Origin of the sequence: Gallibacterium genomosp. 1, from assembly GCF_000771875.1 — a bacterium.
Classification (GTDB): Bacteria; Pseudomonadota; Gammaproteobacteria; order Enterobacterales; family Pasteurellaceae; genus Gallibacterium.
Window position 1 is genome coordinate 33,296 of sequence record NZ_JPXX01000007.1, and the last position, 18,547, is coordinate 51,842.

The following is an 18,547-nucleotide window of genomic DNA, read 5'->3' on the forward strand; positions in this document are numbered from 1 at the left end:
TTTAATAAGTTCCCTTTTTAATGATTTAGAATGAACCACCAATACTAAATTGGAACTGTTCAATATCATCACCATCATATTTTTTAATAGGTTTTGCATAAGAGAATACCAATGGCCCAATCGGTGATTGCCATTGAAACGAAATCCCTGCTGATGCTCTAATTCGGCTTGGATCGCTATAATCTGGAATACCTTGTGTTGATAATGACTTATCCCAATGTGTATCCCAAACGCTTGCCGCGTCTACGAATAACGAAGTTCTTACTGAAGTTTGATTCTTATCGCTAACAAACGGTGTCGGCATAATCAACTCAACACTTGCGGTTCCCATTACATTACCACCAACCACATCGTCATCAATACCATCTTTATAACAATTAAAGTCTGTATTAACTTTGTTTCCTACTACCGGCTTACATATATTGGTATCGATATACAATGCATTTGGACCTACAGAACCATAAGAAAATCCTCGCAATGAGCCTATACCACCAGCAGTATAATATTGATAAAACGGTAATTTCTTACCACCAAAACCATTAGCATAGTTAATGCCTGCTCGTCCGGAAATTACCCACGAATTATCTCGATTTAATGGATAATAGCCAACAATATTGGCATTCAATTTATAATATTTGTTATCAGAACCCGGAATACTCACTCTACCACCGATAGTTGCTTTCACCCCTTGAGTCGGGAAGAAACCACGATTCAAGCTGTTGTAAACCCAACCTAAGCTAAAATCAAAATCATCATTGGAGAATTCCCAAGAATCCGCTTTGATAGAGTCAAGATAAAGCGCACGATGATATTCAGGATCGATATCTTTTAATTTATTATGTGCGTAACTTAAACCAAGATAGTAAGAGTTATTTTCATTAACAGGAAAACCTAAAGTAGCATCTACACCATAAGAGGTTTTTGAGTAGGATGCTTGGTCATCATTTTTCGAGTTATCATATTTATCGTAGAAAACACTTCCGCCAAGACTGACACCATCTTTAGTAAAATAAGGCTCGTTATAACCTAATGCGATACTCATACCATAATCATTTTTTGTACCTGATAAACTAGCCGATGCCCCTGTTCCCAAGAAATTATCCTGTTTCACGCTAGCGTTATAACTTAAACCGCTTTCAGTACCGTAACCAATACCGAAGTTGATACTTCCGGTATTCCGCTCTTTTACATTATAGATGACATCCATTTGATCATTAGTGCCATTAACCATTTCTGTGCTGCTTTCAACCGTTTCAAAGAAACCAGTACGCTCTAAACGTAATTTACCTTGTTGAATTGCAGAAAGTGAATACAATGCACCTTCCTGTTGACGCATTTCTTGACGCAATGTTTTATCTGCACTGGCATCATTTCCTTTAAATATGATATTTCGCACATAATAACGACGACCTGCATCCACTACATAAGTCAAATTCACTTTATGATTAGCTTCATCAAATTCCGGTACTAAATTCACTTGAGCTGCGGCATAACTATGATTACCTAAAATATTCTTAATGCCGTCTTCCACATCTTTAGCGTTATCGCCGTTAAACAACTCACCAACATAGATTTTTTTCAACAACGGCTGCATTTCATCTGATAAACCGGCAGTATCACCGACAATACGAACACCGCTCACTTCATATTTATCGCCTTCGGAAACGTCAATGGTAATGTTGATGTCTTTCTTGTCTTCGCTAACATCAGTTTTCACATCGATAATATTGAATTTCGGATAACCGTGATTGAGATAAAAAGTTTTTAATGCTTGTAAATCTTTTTGGAATTTTTGTTGATCTAACTTACTGCTGGCAAAGAAATTCCACCAAGACACATCTGGCTGAATTTCCATCTGCTCTAATAAAGTAGAACTATCAAAAGATTTATTTCCTTCAAATTTGATCTGTTTCACCAATGCACGATCACCTTCTACAATCTCTAACTTCACATTAGCTTGATTACCGTTGACGGTATCGACATTAAAATGCACTTTGGCATTATAAAAACCAATAGAATGATAATAATTAACCAGTTCCGTGCTGAATGCGTCCATTTTTTCACGATTCAATAGACTACCTTGTTTAATATTATTAGCATCTAAATTTTGTTGTAATGCGTCTTTTGGAATCGAATCATTGCCAGAAATTTCAAGGCTACTGATCGTAGCCCGTTGAGTTACGTTAACGACTAGTGTATTCCCTTCCTGTGAAGCTTGTACATTAGCAAAAGAACCATTCAAATATAAAGTCCGCACAACATTCGCAATATCTCGATCTGTAATAGTTTGCCCTACTTTAACCGGCAATTGTGCCATAACGGCAGGCTTATTATCCGCCGCTACGCCATCAATACGGATATCTTTTACTACAAACGGTGCAGCAAACGTTGTTGTGCTGCTGAATAATAAAGTGGTTAATAAAAGTTTTTTCATATTGCTTAATCCTGTTGTTCGAATAACAGTAAAATCTCATTTTTTACGGTTGTATTATAAACGCATTATATCATTAAATAATACAAAAACCGTGAGCCATAATAGTAATGCAATCCCAATTCGGTATGCAATATTCTGTATTTTTTCCGATACTGGTCGTTTAGTGATTCCTTCTATTAATAAAAACACTATTTGACCACCATCTAAAACTGGCAATGGAAACAAATTCATCATTCCTAAGTTTACACTGATCAATGCCATAAAACGTAAGAAATAGGTAAAACCATTTTCCGATGATATACCCGCTCCTTGTGCAATCGAAATTGGCCCTCCTAAGCTGTTTAGACCAACCTCACCAGTAAAAAGTTTACCAATAATTTTTAGTGTCGCCCACGACAACTGCTCTACCATTTGCCACGAATGTGAAAATGCGGAAAGCGGATCATACTGCTGCGTTTCAATATATTTTGCATCAACTTGATGTACTGTTGGCATCACACCGATATAAGGCTTTCCTTTTTCGTTTAATTCAGGTTGAATCTTAACTATTTGTGCTTGACCATTTCTTTGAATTGTCAATTCAAAAGGCTGTAATTTATATTGTTGAATTGCTTCAACAAACTGTCGCCAATTCACTTTCTGTCCATTAATTGCCACTATCTGATCACCAACTTTCAAGCCACTTTTTTGTGCCGGAGAATTTTCTGATATTTTAGCAATCACATTTTCAATTTTTGTTGCTTTCGGCTCAATTCCCAATGCCGTCATTGCCGATTGTTCACTTGGATCAAAATGCCAGTTTTCCAAGTGCAACACTTTATTCACAGAATTATCTGATGTGGTATCCCGTAAAGAAATAGTTACGGAAGGTTCCCCCATTTTCGCAGCTAACACTAGATTAACATCTTCCCAGTTATGAATAGCCTGCTGATCAATAGCTGTAATCTGATAATCTTTTGGCAATTTTGCCTGTGCTGCAATAGAGTCAGGACGGATATTATCAATAATAGGACGCAAAGTAGGAATGCCAATCAGATATACGATCCAAAAAGCGAACAGTGCAAATAAAAAATTCGCTAATGGTCCAGCGGCATAAATCAGCAGGCGATTACGTACAGGTTGATAATTAAATGCCTTTTGACGCAATTCCGGTGCAACAGTTTCATTGCTCTCATCCAACATTTTGACATAGCCACCGAGAGGAATAAGAGAAATAGCAAACTCAGTACCATATTTATCCGTCTTGCGCCACAACACTTTACCGAAACCGATGGAAAAACGCTGCACCATTACACCACAACGCCTAGCCACCCAAAAGTGTCCAAACTCGTGTACAAACACAAGAATGGCAATAACAACAATAAACGATAACGTTGTCCACAAAAACGATGGCATAACAATCCTTAATTTAAAACAAAGAAAAAGGCACTGAATACCGGCAATGCGGCAGTCAAGCTGTCAATACGATCCATAATTCCACCGTGTCCCGGAATTAATTGGCTGCTGTCTTTAATACCGCAATGACGTTTAAACATACTCTCACTCAAATCACCAAGAATAGAAACAAACACGGTTAGCACCGACAAGGCAATTAATTGAAAGAATGAAAGATTGCTTTGCTGATAAAACGGTGCAATGCTTAAGAAAATACAAGCCACCACTGCTGACAACAATACACCGCCAATCGCACCTTGCCAGGTTTTACCCGGAGAAACTTTCGGTGCTAATTTATGTTTACCGAATTTTCTACCGGCAAAATAGGCACCGGTATCCGCCGCCCAAACCAATAAAAATACATAAAGCAACAATACAATGCCTTGATACGGATTACTGTTGTAATGATAAAAACGTAATGCCATCAAACTCAAAAAGAAAGGAACGAGCGTAAAAAAGGCAAATAACAGCTGTGCAATGCTTGAATTTCCCCAAAATGCTGTACTTTTCGGATAACTCAACACCAAGCAAAAAGCAATAATCCACCATACCAATGAAGAAACAATCAATAATTCAGACATATTATTCAGAATATTACCAACTGAAATATAATCGCTATTAGCATAAAGGAATAAATAAAGAAATGCCGCAGCAATCGTGGCAATAATCAGGCGAACAATCGGTTGTTTAATATTAGCAAATTGCGTCCATTCCCACACTGCCAAAGTAACCAACAATGCTACAGTACAAGCAAACAGCAATGGAGGAAAAACAAATAATACAATGAAAACAATGGCAACTAATACCAATGCAGACAAAATTCGAGCTTTTAACAAAATAGACTCCTATGATCCTTTTGAAAGGGCTCCGAACCGGCGCTCCCGTTGTTGATAAAAATATAATGCTTGTTCAAACTCTTGCTCTGAAAAATCTGGCCATAAAACTTCTGTAAAATAGAATTCAGCATAAGCCGCTTGCCACAGCAAAAAATTACTGATTCGTTGTTCACCGCTGGTACGGATCAAAAGATCAACCATCGGTTGATTTTCGGTTGTTAAATAATTTGAAAACAGAGATTCATCCACATTTTCCAACTCAATAACGCCACGCTGAACTTCATAACACATATGTTTTGCTGCCTGTAAAATATCCCATCTGCCGCCATAATTAGCAGCAATATTTAGCGTTAATTGGGTGTTATTTTGTGTGAGCTGTTCCGCATAATGAATTCGTTTTTGTAATCCTTCACTGAATCGGGAAATATCGCCAAGAATATTTAATCGAATATTATTCTTATGCAATTTATTCACTTCCAGATCAAGCATTCTAATAAAAAGATCCATTAGTGCATTCACTTCATTCTCTGGCCTCTGCCAATTTTCACTGCTGAATGCATAAAGTGTTAAATATTTGATACCGGTTTGTGCCGCATAATAAACTGCACGTTTAACTGCTTGCGCACCATTTCGATGCCCAAAAACGCGCAATTTACCTTTTTGTTTTGCCCAGCGACCATTGCCATCCATAATGATAGCAACGTGCTGAGGAATTTTTTCCGGATCTAACGACATTTTTCACCAAATAGACTAATTAAAATCGAGCGACAATATACCACGTGAACTATAGATTAAAAACTTAAAATACGATCATTAGCAACTTCTCTGGCGATTTTATCAACATCTAACACATCATCTACTGAATTAATTGCTTGTGAAGGAATTTTTTCGATAACAAATCGATTGATTTCGGCAATTTGAGTAAATTTAAGTCTTTGTTGTAGAAATGCCTCAACCGCTACCTCATTTGCGGCATTCATTGCTGTTGTTGCATATTGTCCAGCAGCAAATGCTTCAATCGCTAACTTTAAATTAGGATAACGTTGAAAATCCGCTTCCATAAAAGTTAACTCAGAAATTTTGGTAAAATCTAATGGTGCTACCCCGGAAACAATCCGTTTCGGGTAAGACATCGCTTCAGCAATAGGTGTCCGCATATCTGGAGTACCCATTTGTGCAATAACACTACCGTCAATATAACGTACCATTGAATGAATAATTGATTGCGGATGAATAATAATTTCCATCTGTTCCGCACTCGCATTAAATAACCAACGAGCCTCAATATATTCCAGCCCTTTATTCATCATTGTGGCAGAATCAACAGAGATTTTTGCTCCCATAGACCAATTAGGATGCGCAATAGCCTGTGCTGGAGTAATAGTTTCAAACTCATCCAACGGTTTAGTTCTGAATGGTCCGCCGGAACCGGTTAGCACAATTTTACTAATACCTAAGCGTTGTAATTCACAAAAACCGATATTTTGTTGTGCTTCCACTGGTAATGATTGAAATATCGCATTATGTTCACTGTCCACCGGCAATAATGTTGCACCATATTGTTTTACTGCATTGAGAAAAACCTGTCCGCAAGTTACTAAAGATTCTTTGTTTGCCAACAAAATACGTTTGCCTGCTTTAATTGCCGACAAAGTCGGTAATAATCCTGCCGCACCAACAATTGCCGCCATTACCATATCTGCTTTTTCGTGTGCCGCCAATTCACAAATCGCTTCTTCGCCCGCCAATACTTCTGTCGCACAACCTTGTCGTTTTAATTTTTCCGCTACCTGTTTAGCAGCATCATGGTTTGCTAAAGCAACAAAAAGCGGTTCAAATTCTAAACATTGCTCTGTGATCAGCTCAACATTACTATTGGCAACTAACGCAAAAACCTGATAATCCTTATTTTGTTTAATGACAGAGAGTGTACTTTTCCCGATTGAGCCGGTAGAACCTAAGATAACGATATTTTTCATAATGTTAGATTGATCTGTTAATAGACGTATTTCAATATTGGATAAGCGCTGTAATATTAATCTTATTAGCCAAGTTTAGGAACAATTCCAATCCCTATTTACATATCTGCTAAAATTTTAATAAAAAATAACTGGTACGAGCCGCACCAGTTACTTCATATTGCAATTAGAAATCCATTAATTCTTTTTCTTTTTCTGCTAATGCTTCATCAACTTTCTTCACATAAAGATCTGTTAATTTTTGGATTTCATCCTGTGCCTTACGTTCATCATTTTCACTGATTTCTTTTTCTTTCAATAATGCTTTAATTTTATCATTTGCATCACGACGAATATTACGAACTGCAACGCGCCCTTGTTCCGCTTCAGCTCGAACAATTTTAGTTAAATCACGACGACGCTCTTCTGTTAATGGTGGGAGTGGAACACGAATTATAGTACCTGCAGATGCTGGATTTAATCCCAAATCTGATGCCATAATCGCTTTTTCTACAGCAGAAATAAGGCTACGGTCAAATACAGTGATAGCAAGTGTACGAGCATCTTCAGCCACTACATTCGCTACCTGACGCAAAGGTGTTGCTGCACCATAGTACTCAACGTGAATACCATCCAATAAACTTGGATGAGCGCGTCCGGTACGAATTTTTGAAATTTGATTTTTTAACGCTTCAACACTTTTTTCCATACGTTGTTGCGCTTCATCTTTAATTGTTTTAATCACACTATGTTCCTTTTATTTTGAATGAAATGACAATTTCTGATGTTTTATTTGCAAAATAATCCATAAGGGTTTACTGCCTTATGGATTTTGTGCAAATATGAATCCAGTTTTTACTCTTTCAATCCTATTCCCGCCATATAGCGGTTGCCAATTTAGAGGATTGCTTGAATTGTAACGAATGCAAAACGATTTTTAAATCTATTTTTTGTCTGTAATTAATGTACCTTCCGGTTCACCGAGGATAACGCGACGCAATGCGCCCGGTTTATTCATATTAAATACACGAATCGGCATTCCGTGATCACGTGCCAATGTAAAGGCTGCCAAATCCATCACTTTTAACTCTTTTTCCAACACTTCCTGATAAGTCAATGTAGAATAAAGTTTAGCATTCGGATTGGTAGCCGGATCACAATCATAAACCCCGTCTACTTTGGTCGCTTTCAATACCACATCCGCTTCAATTTCTATACCACGAAGACAAGCTGCTGAATCAGTGGTAAAGAACGGATTTCCTGTCCCTGCTGAAAAAATAACAACTTGTCCCTGTCTTAATAAACGAATCGCTTGCGCCCAGCTATAAGTATCACACACACCGTTTAATGGAAACGCCGACATCAATTTTGCATTTACATCGGCACGATGTAAGGAATCGCGCATCGCTAAACCATTCATTACAGTCGCCAACATTCCCATATGGTCACCAACAACACGGTTCATACCCGCTTTAGCCAATTTTGCACCACGGAATAAATTCCCCCCACCTAATACAACCGCTACTTGCACACCTAACTCAAGCAAATCTTTAATCTCCATTGCCATACGGTCAAGAATAGAAGGATCAATACCAAAACCCTCTTCTCCTTGCAAAGCTTCGCCACTTAATTTAAGCAAAATACGGTTATAAATCGGTTTTAATTGACTCATTGTGCTTTCCTTTTTTATTTCCAAATAAATTATTTATCATTCTTTTTAATATCACTATAATTTCAAAAATACTAAATAATTTATTTATAAAAAAAGCGAGTTTCCTCGCTTTTTTCACTCATTAATTAGGCTTTTGACATCGCTGCAACTTCTGCTGCGAAATCAGATTCAACCTTCTCAATACCTTCACCTACTTCTAAACGAATGAAGCTAGATACTGTCGCACCTTTTTCTTTTAATAATTCACCAACAGTTTTTGATGGATCCATTACAAATGGTTGACCTGTTAAAGACACTTCGCCGGTAAATTTCTTCATACGGCCTTCTACCATTTTTTCTGCAATTTCACGAGGTTTACCAGATTGCATTGCAATATCAACCTGAATTTGACGTTCGTGAGCAACAACATCTGCTGGAACATCAGAAGGATTTACATATTCAGGACGACTTGCTGCAATGTGCATTGCGATATGTTTCATTAGTTCTTCATCCGCATTGCTTGCTGCAACCAATACACCGATTTTCGCTCCATGTAAGTATGAACCGACAGCATCGCCACTGATTGCGGAAACACGACGAATATTCATATTTTCACCGATCTTCGCCACTAATGCCGTACGTTCATCTTCAAAGTGAGCTTTTAATACATCAATATCTGTTACTTTATTTTCTAACGCATAATCAGCAACTTTGTTTGCCAATGCCAAGAATCCTGAATCTTTTGCTACGAAGTCTGTTTCGCAATTCATTTCAACAGCAACACCATAACCATCTTTAATACGAACGATGATTACACCTTCAGCAGCAACACGACCTGCTTTTTTAGCTGCTTTTGCTTGACCTGATTTACGCATATTGTCGATTGCTAATTCGATATCGCCGTTTGCTTCAACAAGTGCTTTTTTACACTCCATCATACCAGCGCCGGTACGTTCACGTAATTCTTTTACTAATGATGCTGTAATTTCAGCCATTTTTAAATCCTCTCTGTCTACTCGACTTATAAAACAGGGAACTTAAAAAAGTCCCCTGCTAACCAGTTAATTTACTGCGGTTAATAAGGGATTTAACCTTATTATATCCCGATACAATTATTCAGCTTTAGCTTCGGCGTCTGCAGCTAATTCTTCAAAAGCTTCTTCAGCTACTGCACCTTGAGCCTGAGCCTTACCTTCTTTAACAGCTTCTGCCGCTGCAGTTAAGTAAAGTTGAATCGCTCTTACTGCGTCATCGTTACCTGGGATCACGTAATCAACGCCATCCGGATCAGAGTTAGTATCAACAATAGCAAATACAGGAATACCAAGGTTATTTGCTTCTTTAATTGCAATATGTTCGTGGTCTGCTGCGATAACGAATAATGCATCAGGTAAACCACCCATATCTTTGATACCGCCAAGACTTAACTCTAATTTTTCCATCTCACGAGTACGCATTAACGCTTCTTTTTTGGTTAATTTATCAAATGTACCGTCTTGAGATTGAGTTTCTAAATCTTTTAAGCGTTTGATTGATTGACGTACTGTTTTCCAGTTAGTCAACATACCACCTAACCAACGGTGGTTTACATAGAATTGTTGGCAATCTAATGCTGCTGCTTGCACCGGATCGGTTGCTGCACGTTTTGTACCAACGAAAAGAATTTTACCGTTATTTTGTGCAATACGTTTTAATTCTTCTAACGCTGCATTAAACATAGGTAAAGTTTTCTCTAAGTTGATGATATGAACACCATTACGAGGTCCAAAAATGAAAGGTTTCATTTTTGGATTCCAATAACGAGTTTGGTGACCGAAATGAACGCCAGCTTGTAGCATCTCACGCATTGTAACTTGTGCCATAATTTTTTCCTTATTCAATTGGGGTTTAGCCTCCACATATCCCTAAACAACCGACCGTTTGGCACCCCGATTGCTAGTGTCGATATGTGTGTGAATTAAAATTAAACCTTTCAAATTTTTACGACAGAAAGGCGGTGCGTTTTATACCACAAAATACAGTAAAAAACCAATATTATTCGGAAATATTTTATGTATTAATCATTAAAATCCATCCAACACCTGCAAAGCATCACTTAATTTTTTAACTGAAAAAACTTGCATATTTTCAATTGTGTTTTTAGGTCGATTAGCAAATGGCACTATTGCTCTGCGAAAACCGTGCTTAGCTGCTTCACTGATACGTTCCTGTCCACTTGGAACAGGGCGAATTTCTCCTGCCAAACCAACTTCACCAAACACCACCAAATCACGAGGAAGAGAGCGATTACGAAAACTAGAGATTAACGCTAATAATAATGCCAAATCCGCACTGGTTTCTGTCACCTTCACGCCACCAACAACATTGACAAAAATATCCTGATCTGCCATTTGTAAACCACCGTGTCGATGAAGCACTGCTAATAATAATGCTACACGGTTATGATCCAATCCAACCGCCACACGTCGAGGATTTGCCAACAAAGAATGATCTACTAATGCCTGAATTTCCACTAAAAGAGGTCGAGTTCCCTCCCATAATACCACTACGGAACTGCCCGGCGTTTGTTCTTCACCACGGCTTAGGAAAATAGCTGATGGATTTTTAACCTCTTTTAATCCCTGTTCTGTCATTCCAAATACACCCAGTTCATTTACTGCACCGAAACGATTTTTTTGGCTGCGAAGTGTACGAAAACGAGAATCTGCTTCTCCTTCTAATAAAATTGAACAGTCGATACAATGTTCCAACACTTTCGGCCCAGCTAATGTACCGTCCTTTGTCACGTGACCTACCATAATAATCGCCACCTGATTCATTTTGGCATAACGCGTTAAATAAGAGGCGCATTCCCTAACTTGAGAAACACTTCCCGGTGAAGATTGAATGTCTGCCAGATGCATTACCTGAATAGAATCAATTACCATTATTTTCGGTTTTATCTGATCAGCTGTGATACAAATTTGCTCGACCGAAGTTTCTGATAACATTTGTAAATTATCCATCGGTAAATTCAGGCGTTTCGCCCTCATTGCCACTTGCTGTAATGATTCCTCACCCGTAACATAGAGAGTCGGCATTGATTGTGCTAAACCGCACATCACTTGTAATAACAATGTACTTTTACCAGCTCCCGGATGTCCACCAATTAAAATTGCACTGCCCGGCACAATGCCACCACCTAAGACACGATCAAACTCATTAAAACCGCTACTGAAGCGAGGTAATTCCGACAAACTAATATCAGACAATTTTTGTACTTTACTGCCACTTGCTCCGGCATAACCACTAAAGCGATCATTCTTATTATTTGTGGATGCAATCCTTACTTCTGTTATCGTATTCCACGCGTGGCAAGCACTGCATTGCCCCTGCCAACGAGCATATTCCGCACCACAATCATTACATACATAAGCTGTTTTTACTTTTGCCATACTTATTTCAATGTCATTTTTAATAGATTAATCATTTTTTGTAGATATCTTCCTTGAGAAGTTAATTCCACCAGCCGTTTCAATACGATGTGATTATCCTGCTGCTCCACGTGTTGAGCAATAATTTTTCGGATTTGTTGATATACAAATAAGTTTATTTCAATCATTTCTGTCGCATCTTCTTTGTCTAAAAATTGTGCAAACAACGCTTCTTGCTCACAACTATGTTGATAAAGCGTGAAAAATAATCCAATTAATGCTGTTGTTTCCATTTGATTTTCTGATATGAGATCGAGATCGAGTTTTTCTAAATTTTTTAATAATTTCAGTTCATATTGAAATAATGCCTTTAATTGTTGCTGTGGTGATTGAAATACCTGTTCAAGAAATTGTCGCCATTCATCGATTGTCATTAGTGTAGCTTTTGGAGTTATTCCAGCTAGTCGATAACCTCTTTCTGCTTTACTAATCTGCCCTAATCTCATTCCATCTAAAAAAAGAAAATGCTGCACAAAATTCAGTACATCCTCTACATTTCCGGATTTTAATTCAAATTCAACCTCACAAATCGGCGCTTTCGCATTATTCGCCTTAATTTCCCCTTGATCGATAGCAATTTCCAATTGTGTACCATTACCAGTTTCCAGTAAATAATATTCCCGCAGAAAATCAGTATAAAAAATAGGTTGGAGTGAACGTTGCAATTCCTCATAAGGACGAGCTAATGTCAATTCAGAAAATTGACTAAATAACTTCAAGTCCGGCTGCCGTTGCGATAAACGAACATTATATTCCGGACGCATATGCAATCCACCTTGTGCTGTACCGGCTGTTTTTAAGGTCATCGTATAAACACTATCTTCATTACGAACTCGTAACCCCATTTTTTGTTGTGAAAAAAAATTGTCTTCTGTATCAAAATAACAATTTTGACTAGCGGTCTGATAATGTTTTAATAAACGAAAATGACTCAATTCTTGCTTTAAACCATTGATAACTTCTTGATTTGTCGTTAATTTCAATTCTATTTCTTGCATTTTTTCGATTCCCTTACTTAATTTTATCAATTTCGTTACTTTAACAAATTTTGCTATCACTGTATAAAATAAAATCTTGTCAGTAGGAAATAGTCTATTGTAAAATTCGCGCAGCTTTTATCTGGCATTACAGCCAACAAACCCAATTAAGGAGATGTCTATGGCAATCAATAATATTCTTGGTCTATTTGCCCAATCCCCCCTTAAACCATTACAAAAGCATTCCACTAAAGTTAATGAAGCATGTGCAATGTTAGTTCCCTTCTTTGAAGCCTGTTATGCCAATGATTGGGATACTGCACAGCAAATTCGTAATAAAATTTCAGAATTAGAAAAGCAAGCTGATTTATTAAAACGTGAAATTCGTTTAAAACTGCCTCGTGGTATTTTTATGCCTGTCGAACGTGGTGATTTGCTGGAATTAGTCACACAACTGGATAAATTGGCGAACTATGCAAAAGATATTTCAGGTCGTGTAATTGGTCGAAAATTACACGTTCCAGAACAAATTCAAACTGAATTTTTAGCTTATGTGCGCCGTAGTTTGGATTCCAGTGATCAAGCTCGTCGAGTAATTGATGAAATGGATCAACTGCTTGAAACCGGTTTCAGAGGACGTGAAGTAAATTTCGTAAACGATATGATCAATGAATTGGATAAAATTGAAGATGATACCGATCATATGCAGATTGTTCTACGTCGCACCCTTCTTGATCTAGAGGCTTCTTATAATCCAATTGATATGATGTTCTTATACAAAATTATCGAGTGGGTCGGAGTATTGGCAGATCAAGCACAGCGTGTTGGTTCTCGCATTGAATTAATGTTAGCGCGTTCATAATGCAATAACGCGACTTTAATAATTAGGGTTCATTATGGAAACATTATCTAATTACAGCACTCTGCTAGTTATCTTGACTGCCGTCTTTGGCTTTTTAATGGCATTTGGAATTGGAGCCAATGATGTTTCAAATGCTATGGGAACTTCTGTCGGCTCAAAGGCAATTACACCACGTCAAGCAATTATAATTGCAATTATTTTTGAAGGTGCCGGTGCTTATTTAGCCGGTGGTGAAGTAGCGGAAACCATTAAAGATGGTATTATCGATCCAACACTCTTTATTCATCAACCGGATATTCTGGTGTTAGGAATGATGGGTGCTTTGCTCTCTGCCGGTTTCTGGTTAGTGTTGGCTTCACGCTTGGGTTGGCCTGTTTCCACCACACACACTATTATCGGTGCGATTGTCGGTTTCGCCTGCGTAACCATAGGCAGTGATGCTGTAGAATGGAGCAGTCTATTAGGTATTTTCGGTAGCTGGATTATTACCCCTTTTATCGCAGGTATTATCGCTTATCTCATTTTCGTCAGCACGCAAAAATTGATTTTTGATACCGACAGCCCATTATTAAATGCAAAACAGTTTGCACCGTTTTATATGGGTTTAACCATTTTTATCATTTCATTAGTTACCATTAAAAAAGGCTTAAAACATATTGGCTTACATCTCTCTAATGGAGAAACTTTCCTTATTTCATTAGCACTTAGTGTTATCGCCATTATCGGTTGTTTTATCTACTTACGCAGTCAATCTTTTGAAAAGAAAGCCAGTGCCGGCTTCGGTGCGGTAGAAAAAGTATTCCGTATCTTAATGTTATTAACCGCCTGCTCTATGGCATTCGCTCACGGTTCAAATGATGTTGCCAACGCAATTGGTCCACTCTCTGCTGTCGTTTCCATTATTGATCACGGAGGCGTTATTGCCGGCAAAACGACAATGGCGTGGTGGGTATTACCATTAGGTGCGTTGGGTATTATCGCTGGTTTGGCAGTGATGGGGCAACGTGTAATGGAAACCATCGGTACAGGTATTACCGATTTAACACCAAGTCGTGGTTTCGCTGCACAGTTTGCAACAGCAACCACCGTTATTTTAGCATCCGGCACCGGTTTACCAATTTCCACAACACAAACCTTAGTCGGAGCAGTTTTAGGAGTTGGTTTTGCTCGTGGTATCGCAGCATTAAACCTAACCGTTATCCGCAATATTATCTCTTCGTGGATTATTACATTGCCTGCCGGAGCAGTTTTCTCTATTATAATTTTCTATATCCTTAAAGCGATATTATTGTAAAATAATCTCCATAATTGAGGCTAAATATACTAATTAAATATTTAGCCACTTTCTTGTTTTATTACTATTGCTTCAATACACAGAGCAACACATAAAGTATTACACGATAAATTACCCTGATTGGGAAGGATTATGACTTTCCCAAATTAATTAAATTACACCACTATGAGCGACGTGATTTCAACCATTTAGGAGTTATTGATGAAGAAAATTATCTCTCTACTTCTCATCTTACTTGCTTTTTTAGGCATCGGTTTCAGTGCAAATGCAGAAACTCAATATGTATCAGAAAATTTGAATACCTATTTGCGTAAAGGAGCAGGTGATCAATTCAAACTCGTCGGTACAATTAAATCAGGTGAAGCCGTCACTATTTTAAATAAAAAAGATAAATACACTCAAATCAGGGATAGCCGTAATCGTGAAGGTTGGATTTTAACCAGTGAGCTGACGCCGAAGGCAAGTAGTAAAGAACAACTGCCGGTTTTGCAAAAACAGATTGATGAGTTGACGTTAAGACTGAATCGGATTAATAACGACTGGCAACAACGTACCAACGAAATGCAACGTCGAACTCAACAAGCTGAAAAACAGAGCAGCGAATTATTAGAGCAGAATTCTCAACTTAATCGACAGGTCGAAATTCTCAAAAATAAGAATAAAGATCTTGAAGCAATGTTAGATTCTGAGAAACGTGGATTGATTATCCGTTGGTTTATTTACGGCGGTTCTGTGCTTGCTGTCGGTTTAATTTTAGGCCTGATTATTCCTATGATTATTCCGAGAAGACGTAGAGATCGTTGGTAATGACAGAAGAAATTAAAATCTATTTAGTTGGTGGTGCAGTGCGTGACCGTCTTTTAGGATTACCGGTCAAAGATAGAGATTGGTTGGTCGTTCACGCTACTCCTGAATGGCTATTACACCAAGGCTATATCCAAGTGGGAAAAGATTTTCCGGTTTTCCTCCACCCACAAACAAAAGAAGAATATGCCTTAGCGCGTACTGAACACAAAAATGGTCGAGGATATACCGGTTTTTATTGTGATTTCTCCCCTGATATTACGTTAGAACAAGATCTAAAACGTCGTGATTTAACCATTAATGCTATTGCTCAAGATACTGACGGCAATTTATATGATCCTTTTCACGGCATTCAGGATCTAAAACAACGTAAATTACGCCATATATCTCCGGCTTTTTGCGAAGATCCATTGCGAATTCTACGTGTTGCTCGTTTTGCAGCACGTTTTTATGCATTTAATTTTACTATTGCGCCGGAAACCATCGATTTAATGAAGTCTATGGTAAAACAGGGAGAATTAGCTGATCTCACCGTTGAACGAATTTGGCTAGAAACTGAAAAAGCATTATTATCGCCACGTTGTGATGTCTATTTTTCAATATTACATAAAATAGGTGCCACTTCACTGTTTCCCGAATTTAAACCGCTTTTTCAAAGCAAATGCAAATTACTGACACAAAGTTTGAAACGGCTCAATCTATTGTTGGAAGATCAAAATGATGATCAAGCACCTCTCTTTCGTTTTGTATTGCTCTGTGCCTTATTAGTCAGTTCAGAAACATTATCGGCAATACAGCGAAAACAGTTGATAGAAAAGGTGCAACAATTATGCCAACGTTACAAAATACCTAACCATTACAGCGAATTAGCCAAACTTGCAATGCAGTTTATCTTGCCTTTTTCGCAAACAGAACACCTCAGTGCCAACGATGTGATAGATTTGCTTGATCAGTTAGACTGTTGGCGCAAACCGCAGAGATTGGAACAACTTAATATTTTATATCGTGCTATATTTACCGATTTCGGTTTAGCGCAACAAAAACAGTGGCAACATTGGTATCAACAAGCGAAAAGTGTTGATATTCAACAAATTATTGCAGACGGTTTTCAAAAACAGGCCATCAAAAAAGAGCTATATCGCCGTCGCGTCGCCACCATTTCACAATACTTTAACGGATAAAACGCTATGTTAAACAATCTGGAATTAGAATCTATTTTAAATCAATTACTTAACAGCACAAAAATTAATGATTATGCCCCGAACGGTTTGCAGATCGAAGGTAAATCCGCTATCCGTAAAATCGTTACCGGCGTTACCGCTTCACAAGCTTTAATTGACTATGCCGTCAGTGTTAATGCCGATGCCATTTTGGTTCATCACGGCTATTTTTGGAAAAATGAAAATCCGTGTATCCGTGGAATGAAAGGCAAAAGAATTAAAACCCTATTACAAAATGAGATCAATCTTTACGCTTATCATCTGCCGTTGGATATTCACCCTACCTTAGGCAACAATGCGCAGTTAGCAAACTTATTGGGTATCGAGAATTTGCAGCCGCTGGAAGATGTTCCCAACTCTATTCCGATGTGGGGAACATTGCCACAAGCGATAAGCGGAGCTGAATTTGCACAACGCATTAATCAGCTTTTAAAGCGTGAATGTTTGCATTGCGCCAATCAACCAGAAAAACCGATTCAAAAAATCGGAATTTGTACCGGTGGCGGTCAAGGTTATATCGATTTAGCGGCAAGCAAAGGTTGCGATGCTTTTATCAGCGGTGAGGTTTCCGAACAGACCGTGCATTCCGCCAGAGAGCAGGATATTCAGTTTTTTGCCGCCGGTCATCACGCCACCGAACGTTACGGCATTAAAGCATTAGGTGAATGGCTGCAACAACATTATGCGCTCGAAGTGCTATTTAAAGATATTGATAATCCGGCTTGATTCGGTCTGATTTGTTCCAATCTTGATTTCTGATATAATCCGCTCGTTTTTTGCAATAATAAAGATAGGAAAAATTATGGGATTTTTAACAAATAAACGTATTTTAATTGCCGGTGTGGCAAGCAATCGTTCTATTGCTTATGGTATTGCACAGGCAATGCACCGCGAAGGCGCAGAATTAGCATTTACTTATCAAAATGACAAATTAAAAGGTCGTGTTGAAGAGTTTGCTAAAGAATTAGGTTCTTCTATTGTCATTCCTTGCGATGTTGGTACCGATGAAAGCATTGAAAACTGTTTTACCGAATTACACAAACATTGGGATAAATTTGACGGTTTTGTACACGCGATCGCATTTGCACCGGGCGATCAACTTGACGGCGATTATGTGAATGCGGTAAATCGTGAAGGTTTCCGTATCGCTCACGACATCAGTGCCTACAGCTTTGTGGCAATGGCGAAAGCGGCGCGCGCAAATCTCAATCCGGGTGCAGCATTGTTGACGCTCTCTTATTTAGGATCTGAACGCGCTATTCCTAACTATAACGTAATGGGCTTGGCAAAAGCTTCGCTTGAAGCCAACACTCGCTATATGGCATCTGCGTTAGGTAAAGAAGGCGTGCGTGTTAATGCGATTTCTGCCGGTCCAATCCGCACATTAGCGGCTTCCGGTATTAAAAACTTCAAGAAAATGTTGGGTCATTTTGAAAATACAGCACCATTACGTCGTACCGTTACCATTGAAGATGTTGGTAACACTGCAGCATTCCTTTGCTCCGACTTGGCAGCAGGTATCACCGGTGAAGTGGTTCACGTTGATGCTGGCTTTAGCACCGTTGCAATGAGTGAATTGGAACTTGCCTAATTTAACACTTACT

At 38.3% G+C, this 18,547-nt stretch carries 17 protein-coding genes; 6 read left to right on the top strand and 11 right to left on the bottom strand.

Annotation, left to right across the window (positions count from 1 at the left end):
* Positions 1-25: 25 nt before the first annotated feature.
* From bamA to JP36_RS02485, 11 genes are all read right to left on the bottom strand, one after another.
* Positions 26-2,434: an outer membrane protein assembly factor BamA gene (gene bamA, locus JP36_RS02435; RefSeq protein ID WP_039171596.1), complete on the bottom strand. Its 2,409-nt coding sequence runs from the start codon at positions 2,432-2,434 to the stop codon at positions 26-28.
* A gap of 54 nt (positions 2,435-2,488) precedes the next feature.
* Positions 2,489-3,829, bottom strand: coding sequence for a sigma E protease regulator RseP (gene rseP / locus JP36_RS02440; protein WP_039171598.1), 1,341 nt, complete (start codon positions 3,827-3,829; stop codon positions 2,489-2,491).
* An 8-nt stretch (positions 3,830-3,837) separates the two neighbouring features.
* A complete protein-coding gene (locus JP36_RS02445; protein ID WP_039171600.1) occupies positions 3,838-4,704 on the bottom strand; it encodes a CDP-archaeol synthase in 867 nt (288 codons plus the stop codon).
* Between the two features lie 9 nt (positions 4,705-4,713).
* Positions 4,714-5,439, bottom strand: coding sequence for a polyprenyl diphosphate synthase (gene uppS, locus JP36_RS02450; protein WP_039171602.1), 726 nt, complete (start codon positions 5,437-5,439; stop codon positions 4,714-4,716).
* Positions 5,440-5,495: 56 nt separating this feature from the next.
* Complete coding sequence (gene ispC / locus JP36_RS02455; RefSeq protein ID WP_039171606.1) at positions 5,496-6,683, bottom strand: 1-deoxy-D-xylulose-5-phosphate reductoisomerase; 1,188 nt, start codon at positions 6,681-6,683, stop codon at positions 5,496-5,498.
* Between the two features lie 166 nt (positions 6,684-6,849).
* Positions 6,850-7,407, bottom strand: coding sequence for a ribosome recycling factor (gene frr / locus JP36_RS02460; RefSeq protein WP_021461170.1), 558 nt, complete (start codon positions 7,405-7,407; stop codon positions 6,850-6,852).
* A gap of 198 nt (positions 7,408-7,605) precedes the next feature.
* Complete coding sequence (gene pyrH / locus JP36_RS02465) at positions 7,606-8,334, bottom strand: UMP kinase (protein WP_021461169.1); 729 nt, start codon at positions 8,332-8,334, stop codon at positions 7,606-7,608.
* A 125-nt stretch (positions 8,335-8,459) separates the two neighbouring features.
* Complete coding sequence (tsf, locus tag JP36_RS02470; protein ID WP_021461168.1) at positions 8,460-9,308, bottom strand: translation elongation factor Ts; 849 nt, start codon at positions 9,306-9,308, stop codon at positions 8,460-8,462.
* A 117-nt stretch (positions 9,309-9,425) separates the two neighbouring features.
* Positions 9,426-10,175: a 30S ribosomal protein S2 gene (gene rpsB / locus JP36_RS02475; RefSeq protein ID WP_021461167.1), complete on the bottom strand. Its 750-nt coding sequence runs from the start codon at positions 10,173-10,175 to the stop codon at positions 9,426-9,428.
* Positions 10,176-10,376: 201 nt separating this feature from the next.
* Positions 10,377-11,747, bottom strand: a complete 1,371-nt coding sequence (radA, locus tag JP36_RS02480; RefSeq protein ID WP_039136085.1) for a DNA repair protein RadA — start codon at positions 11,745-11,747, stop codon at positions 10,377-10,379.
* A gap of 2 nt (positions 11,748-11,749) precedes the next feature.
* Positions 11,750-12,784 (bottom strand): inorganic triphosphatase, encoded by a 1,035-nt coding sequence (locus JP36_RS02485; RefSeq protein WP_039171608.1) that lies wholly within the window; start codon positions 12,782-12,784, stop codon positions 11,750-11,752.
* Positions 12,785-12,944: 160 nt separating this feature from the next.
* Between JP36_RS02485 and JP36_RS02490 the strand changes: the two genes are divergently transcribed.
* From JP36_RS02490 to fabI, 6 genes are all read left to right on the top strand, one after another.
* Positions 12,945-13,625: a TIGR00153 family protein gene (locus JP36_RS02490; RefSeq protein ID WP_039136089.1), complete on the top strand. Its 681-nt coding sequence runs from the start codon at positions 12,945-12,947 to the stop codon at positions 13,623-13,625.
* A 34-nt stretch (positions 13,626-13,659) separates the two neighbouring features.
* Entirely contained in the window at positions 13,660-14,919 is a 1,260-nt protein-coding gene (locus JP36_RS02495; RefSeq protein ID WP_039136091.1) for an inorganic phosphate transporter, read from the top strand.
* A 201-nt stretch (positions 14,920-15,120) separates the two neighbouring features.
* The gene (locus tag JP36_RS02500) at positions 15,121-15,726 is read left to right on the top strand and encodes a TIGR04211 family SH3 domain-containing protein (RefSeq protein WP_039136094.1); all 606 of its coding nucleotides are present in this window, start codon (positions 15,121-15,123) and stop codon (positions 15,724-15,726) included.
* The gene (locus JP36_RS02505; protein ID WP_039171611.1) at positions 15,726-16,904 is read left to right on the top strand and encodes a phosphodiesterase; all 1,179 of its coding nucleotides are present in this window, start codon (positions 15,726-15,728) and stop codon (positions 16,902-16,904) included. Before JP36_RS02500 ends, JP36_RS02505 begins: the two co-directional genes overlap by 1 nt.
* A gap of 6 nt (positions 16,905-16,910) precedes the next feature.
* Positions 16,911-17,669: a Nif3-like dinuclear metal center hexameric protein gene (locus JP36_RS02510; RefSeq protein WP_039171614.1), complete on the top strand. Its 759-nt coding sequence runs from the start codon at positions 16,911-16,913 to the stop codon at positions 17,667-17,669.
* 76 nt (positions 17,670-17,745) lie between these two features.
* Positions 17,746-18,534 (top strand): enoyl-ACP reductase FabI, encoded by a 789-nt coding sequence (fabI, locus tag JP36_RS02515; protein ID WP_039171618.1) that lies wholly within the window; start codon positions 17,746-17,748, stop codon positions 18,532-18,534.
* Positions 18,535-18,547: the final 13 nt, after the last annotated feature.

Coding starts and splice junctions, on each gene's coding strand:
- bamA (WP_039171596.1), bottom strand. CDS start 2,434: ATGAAAAAACTTTTATTAACCACTTTATTATTCAGCAGCACAACAACG.
- rseP (WP_039171598.1), bottom strand. CDS start 3,829: ATGCCATCGTTTTTGTGGACAACGTTATCGTTTATTGTTGTTATTGCC.
- uppS (WP_039171602.1), bottom strand. CDS start 5,439: ATGTCGTTAGATCCGGAAAAAATTCCTCAGCACGTTGCTATCATTATG.
- ispC (WP_039171606.1), bottom strand. CDS start 6,683: ATGAAAAATATCGTTATCTTAGGTTCTACCGGCTCAATCGGGAAAAGT.
- pyrH (WP_021461169.1), bottom strand. CDS start 8,334: ATGAGTCAATTAAAACCGATTTATAACCGTATTTTGCTTAAATTAAGT.
- tsf (WP_021461168.1), bottom strand. CDS start 9,308: ATGGCTGAAATTACAGCATCATTAGTAAAAGAATTACGTGAACGTACC.
- rpsB (WP_021461167.1), bottom strand. CDS start 10,175: ATGGCACAAGTTACAATGCGTGAGATGCTACAAGCTGGCGTTCATTTC.
- radA (WP_039136085.1), bottom strand. CDS start 11,747: ATGGCAAAAGTAAAAACAGCTTATGTATGTAATGATTGTGGTGCGGAA.
- JP36_RS02485 (WP_039171608.1), bottom strand. CDS start 12,784: ATGCAAGAAATAGAATTGAAATTAACGACAAATCAAGAAGTTATCAAT.
- JP36_RS02490 (WP_039136089.1), top strand. CDS start 12,945: ATGGCAATCAATAATATTCTTGGTCTATTTGCCCAATCCCCCCTTAAA.
- JP36_RS02495 (WP_039136091.1), top strand. CDS start 13,660: ATGGAAACATTATCTAATTACAGCACTCTGCTAGTTATCTTGACTGCC.
- JP36_RS02500 (WP_039136094.1), top strand. CDS start 15,121: ATGAAGAAAATTATCTCTCTACTTCTCATCTTACTTGCTTTTTTAGGC.
- JP36_RS02505 (WP_039171611.1), top strand. CDS start 15,726: ATGACAGAAGAAATTAAAATCTATTTAGTTGGTGGTGCAGTGCGTGAC.
- JP36_RS02510 (WP_039171614.1), top strand. CDS start 16,911: ATGTTAAACAATCTGGAATTAGAATCTATTTTAAATCAATTACTTAAC.
- fabI (WP_039171618.1), top strand. CDS start 17,746: ATGGGATTTTTAACAAATAAACGTATTTTAATTGCCGGTGTGGCAAGC.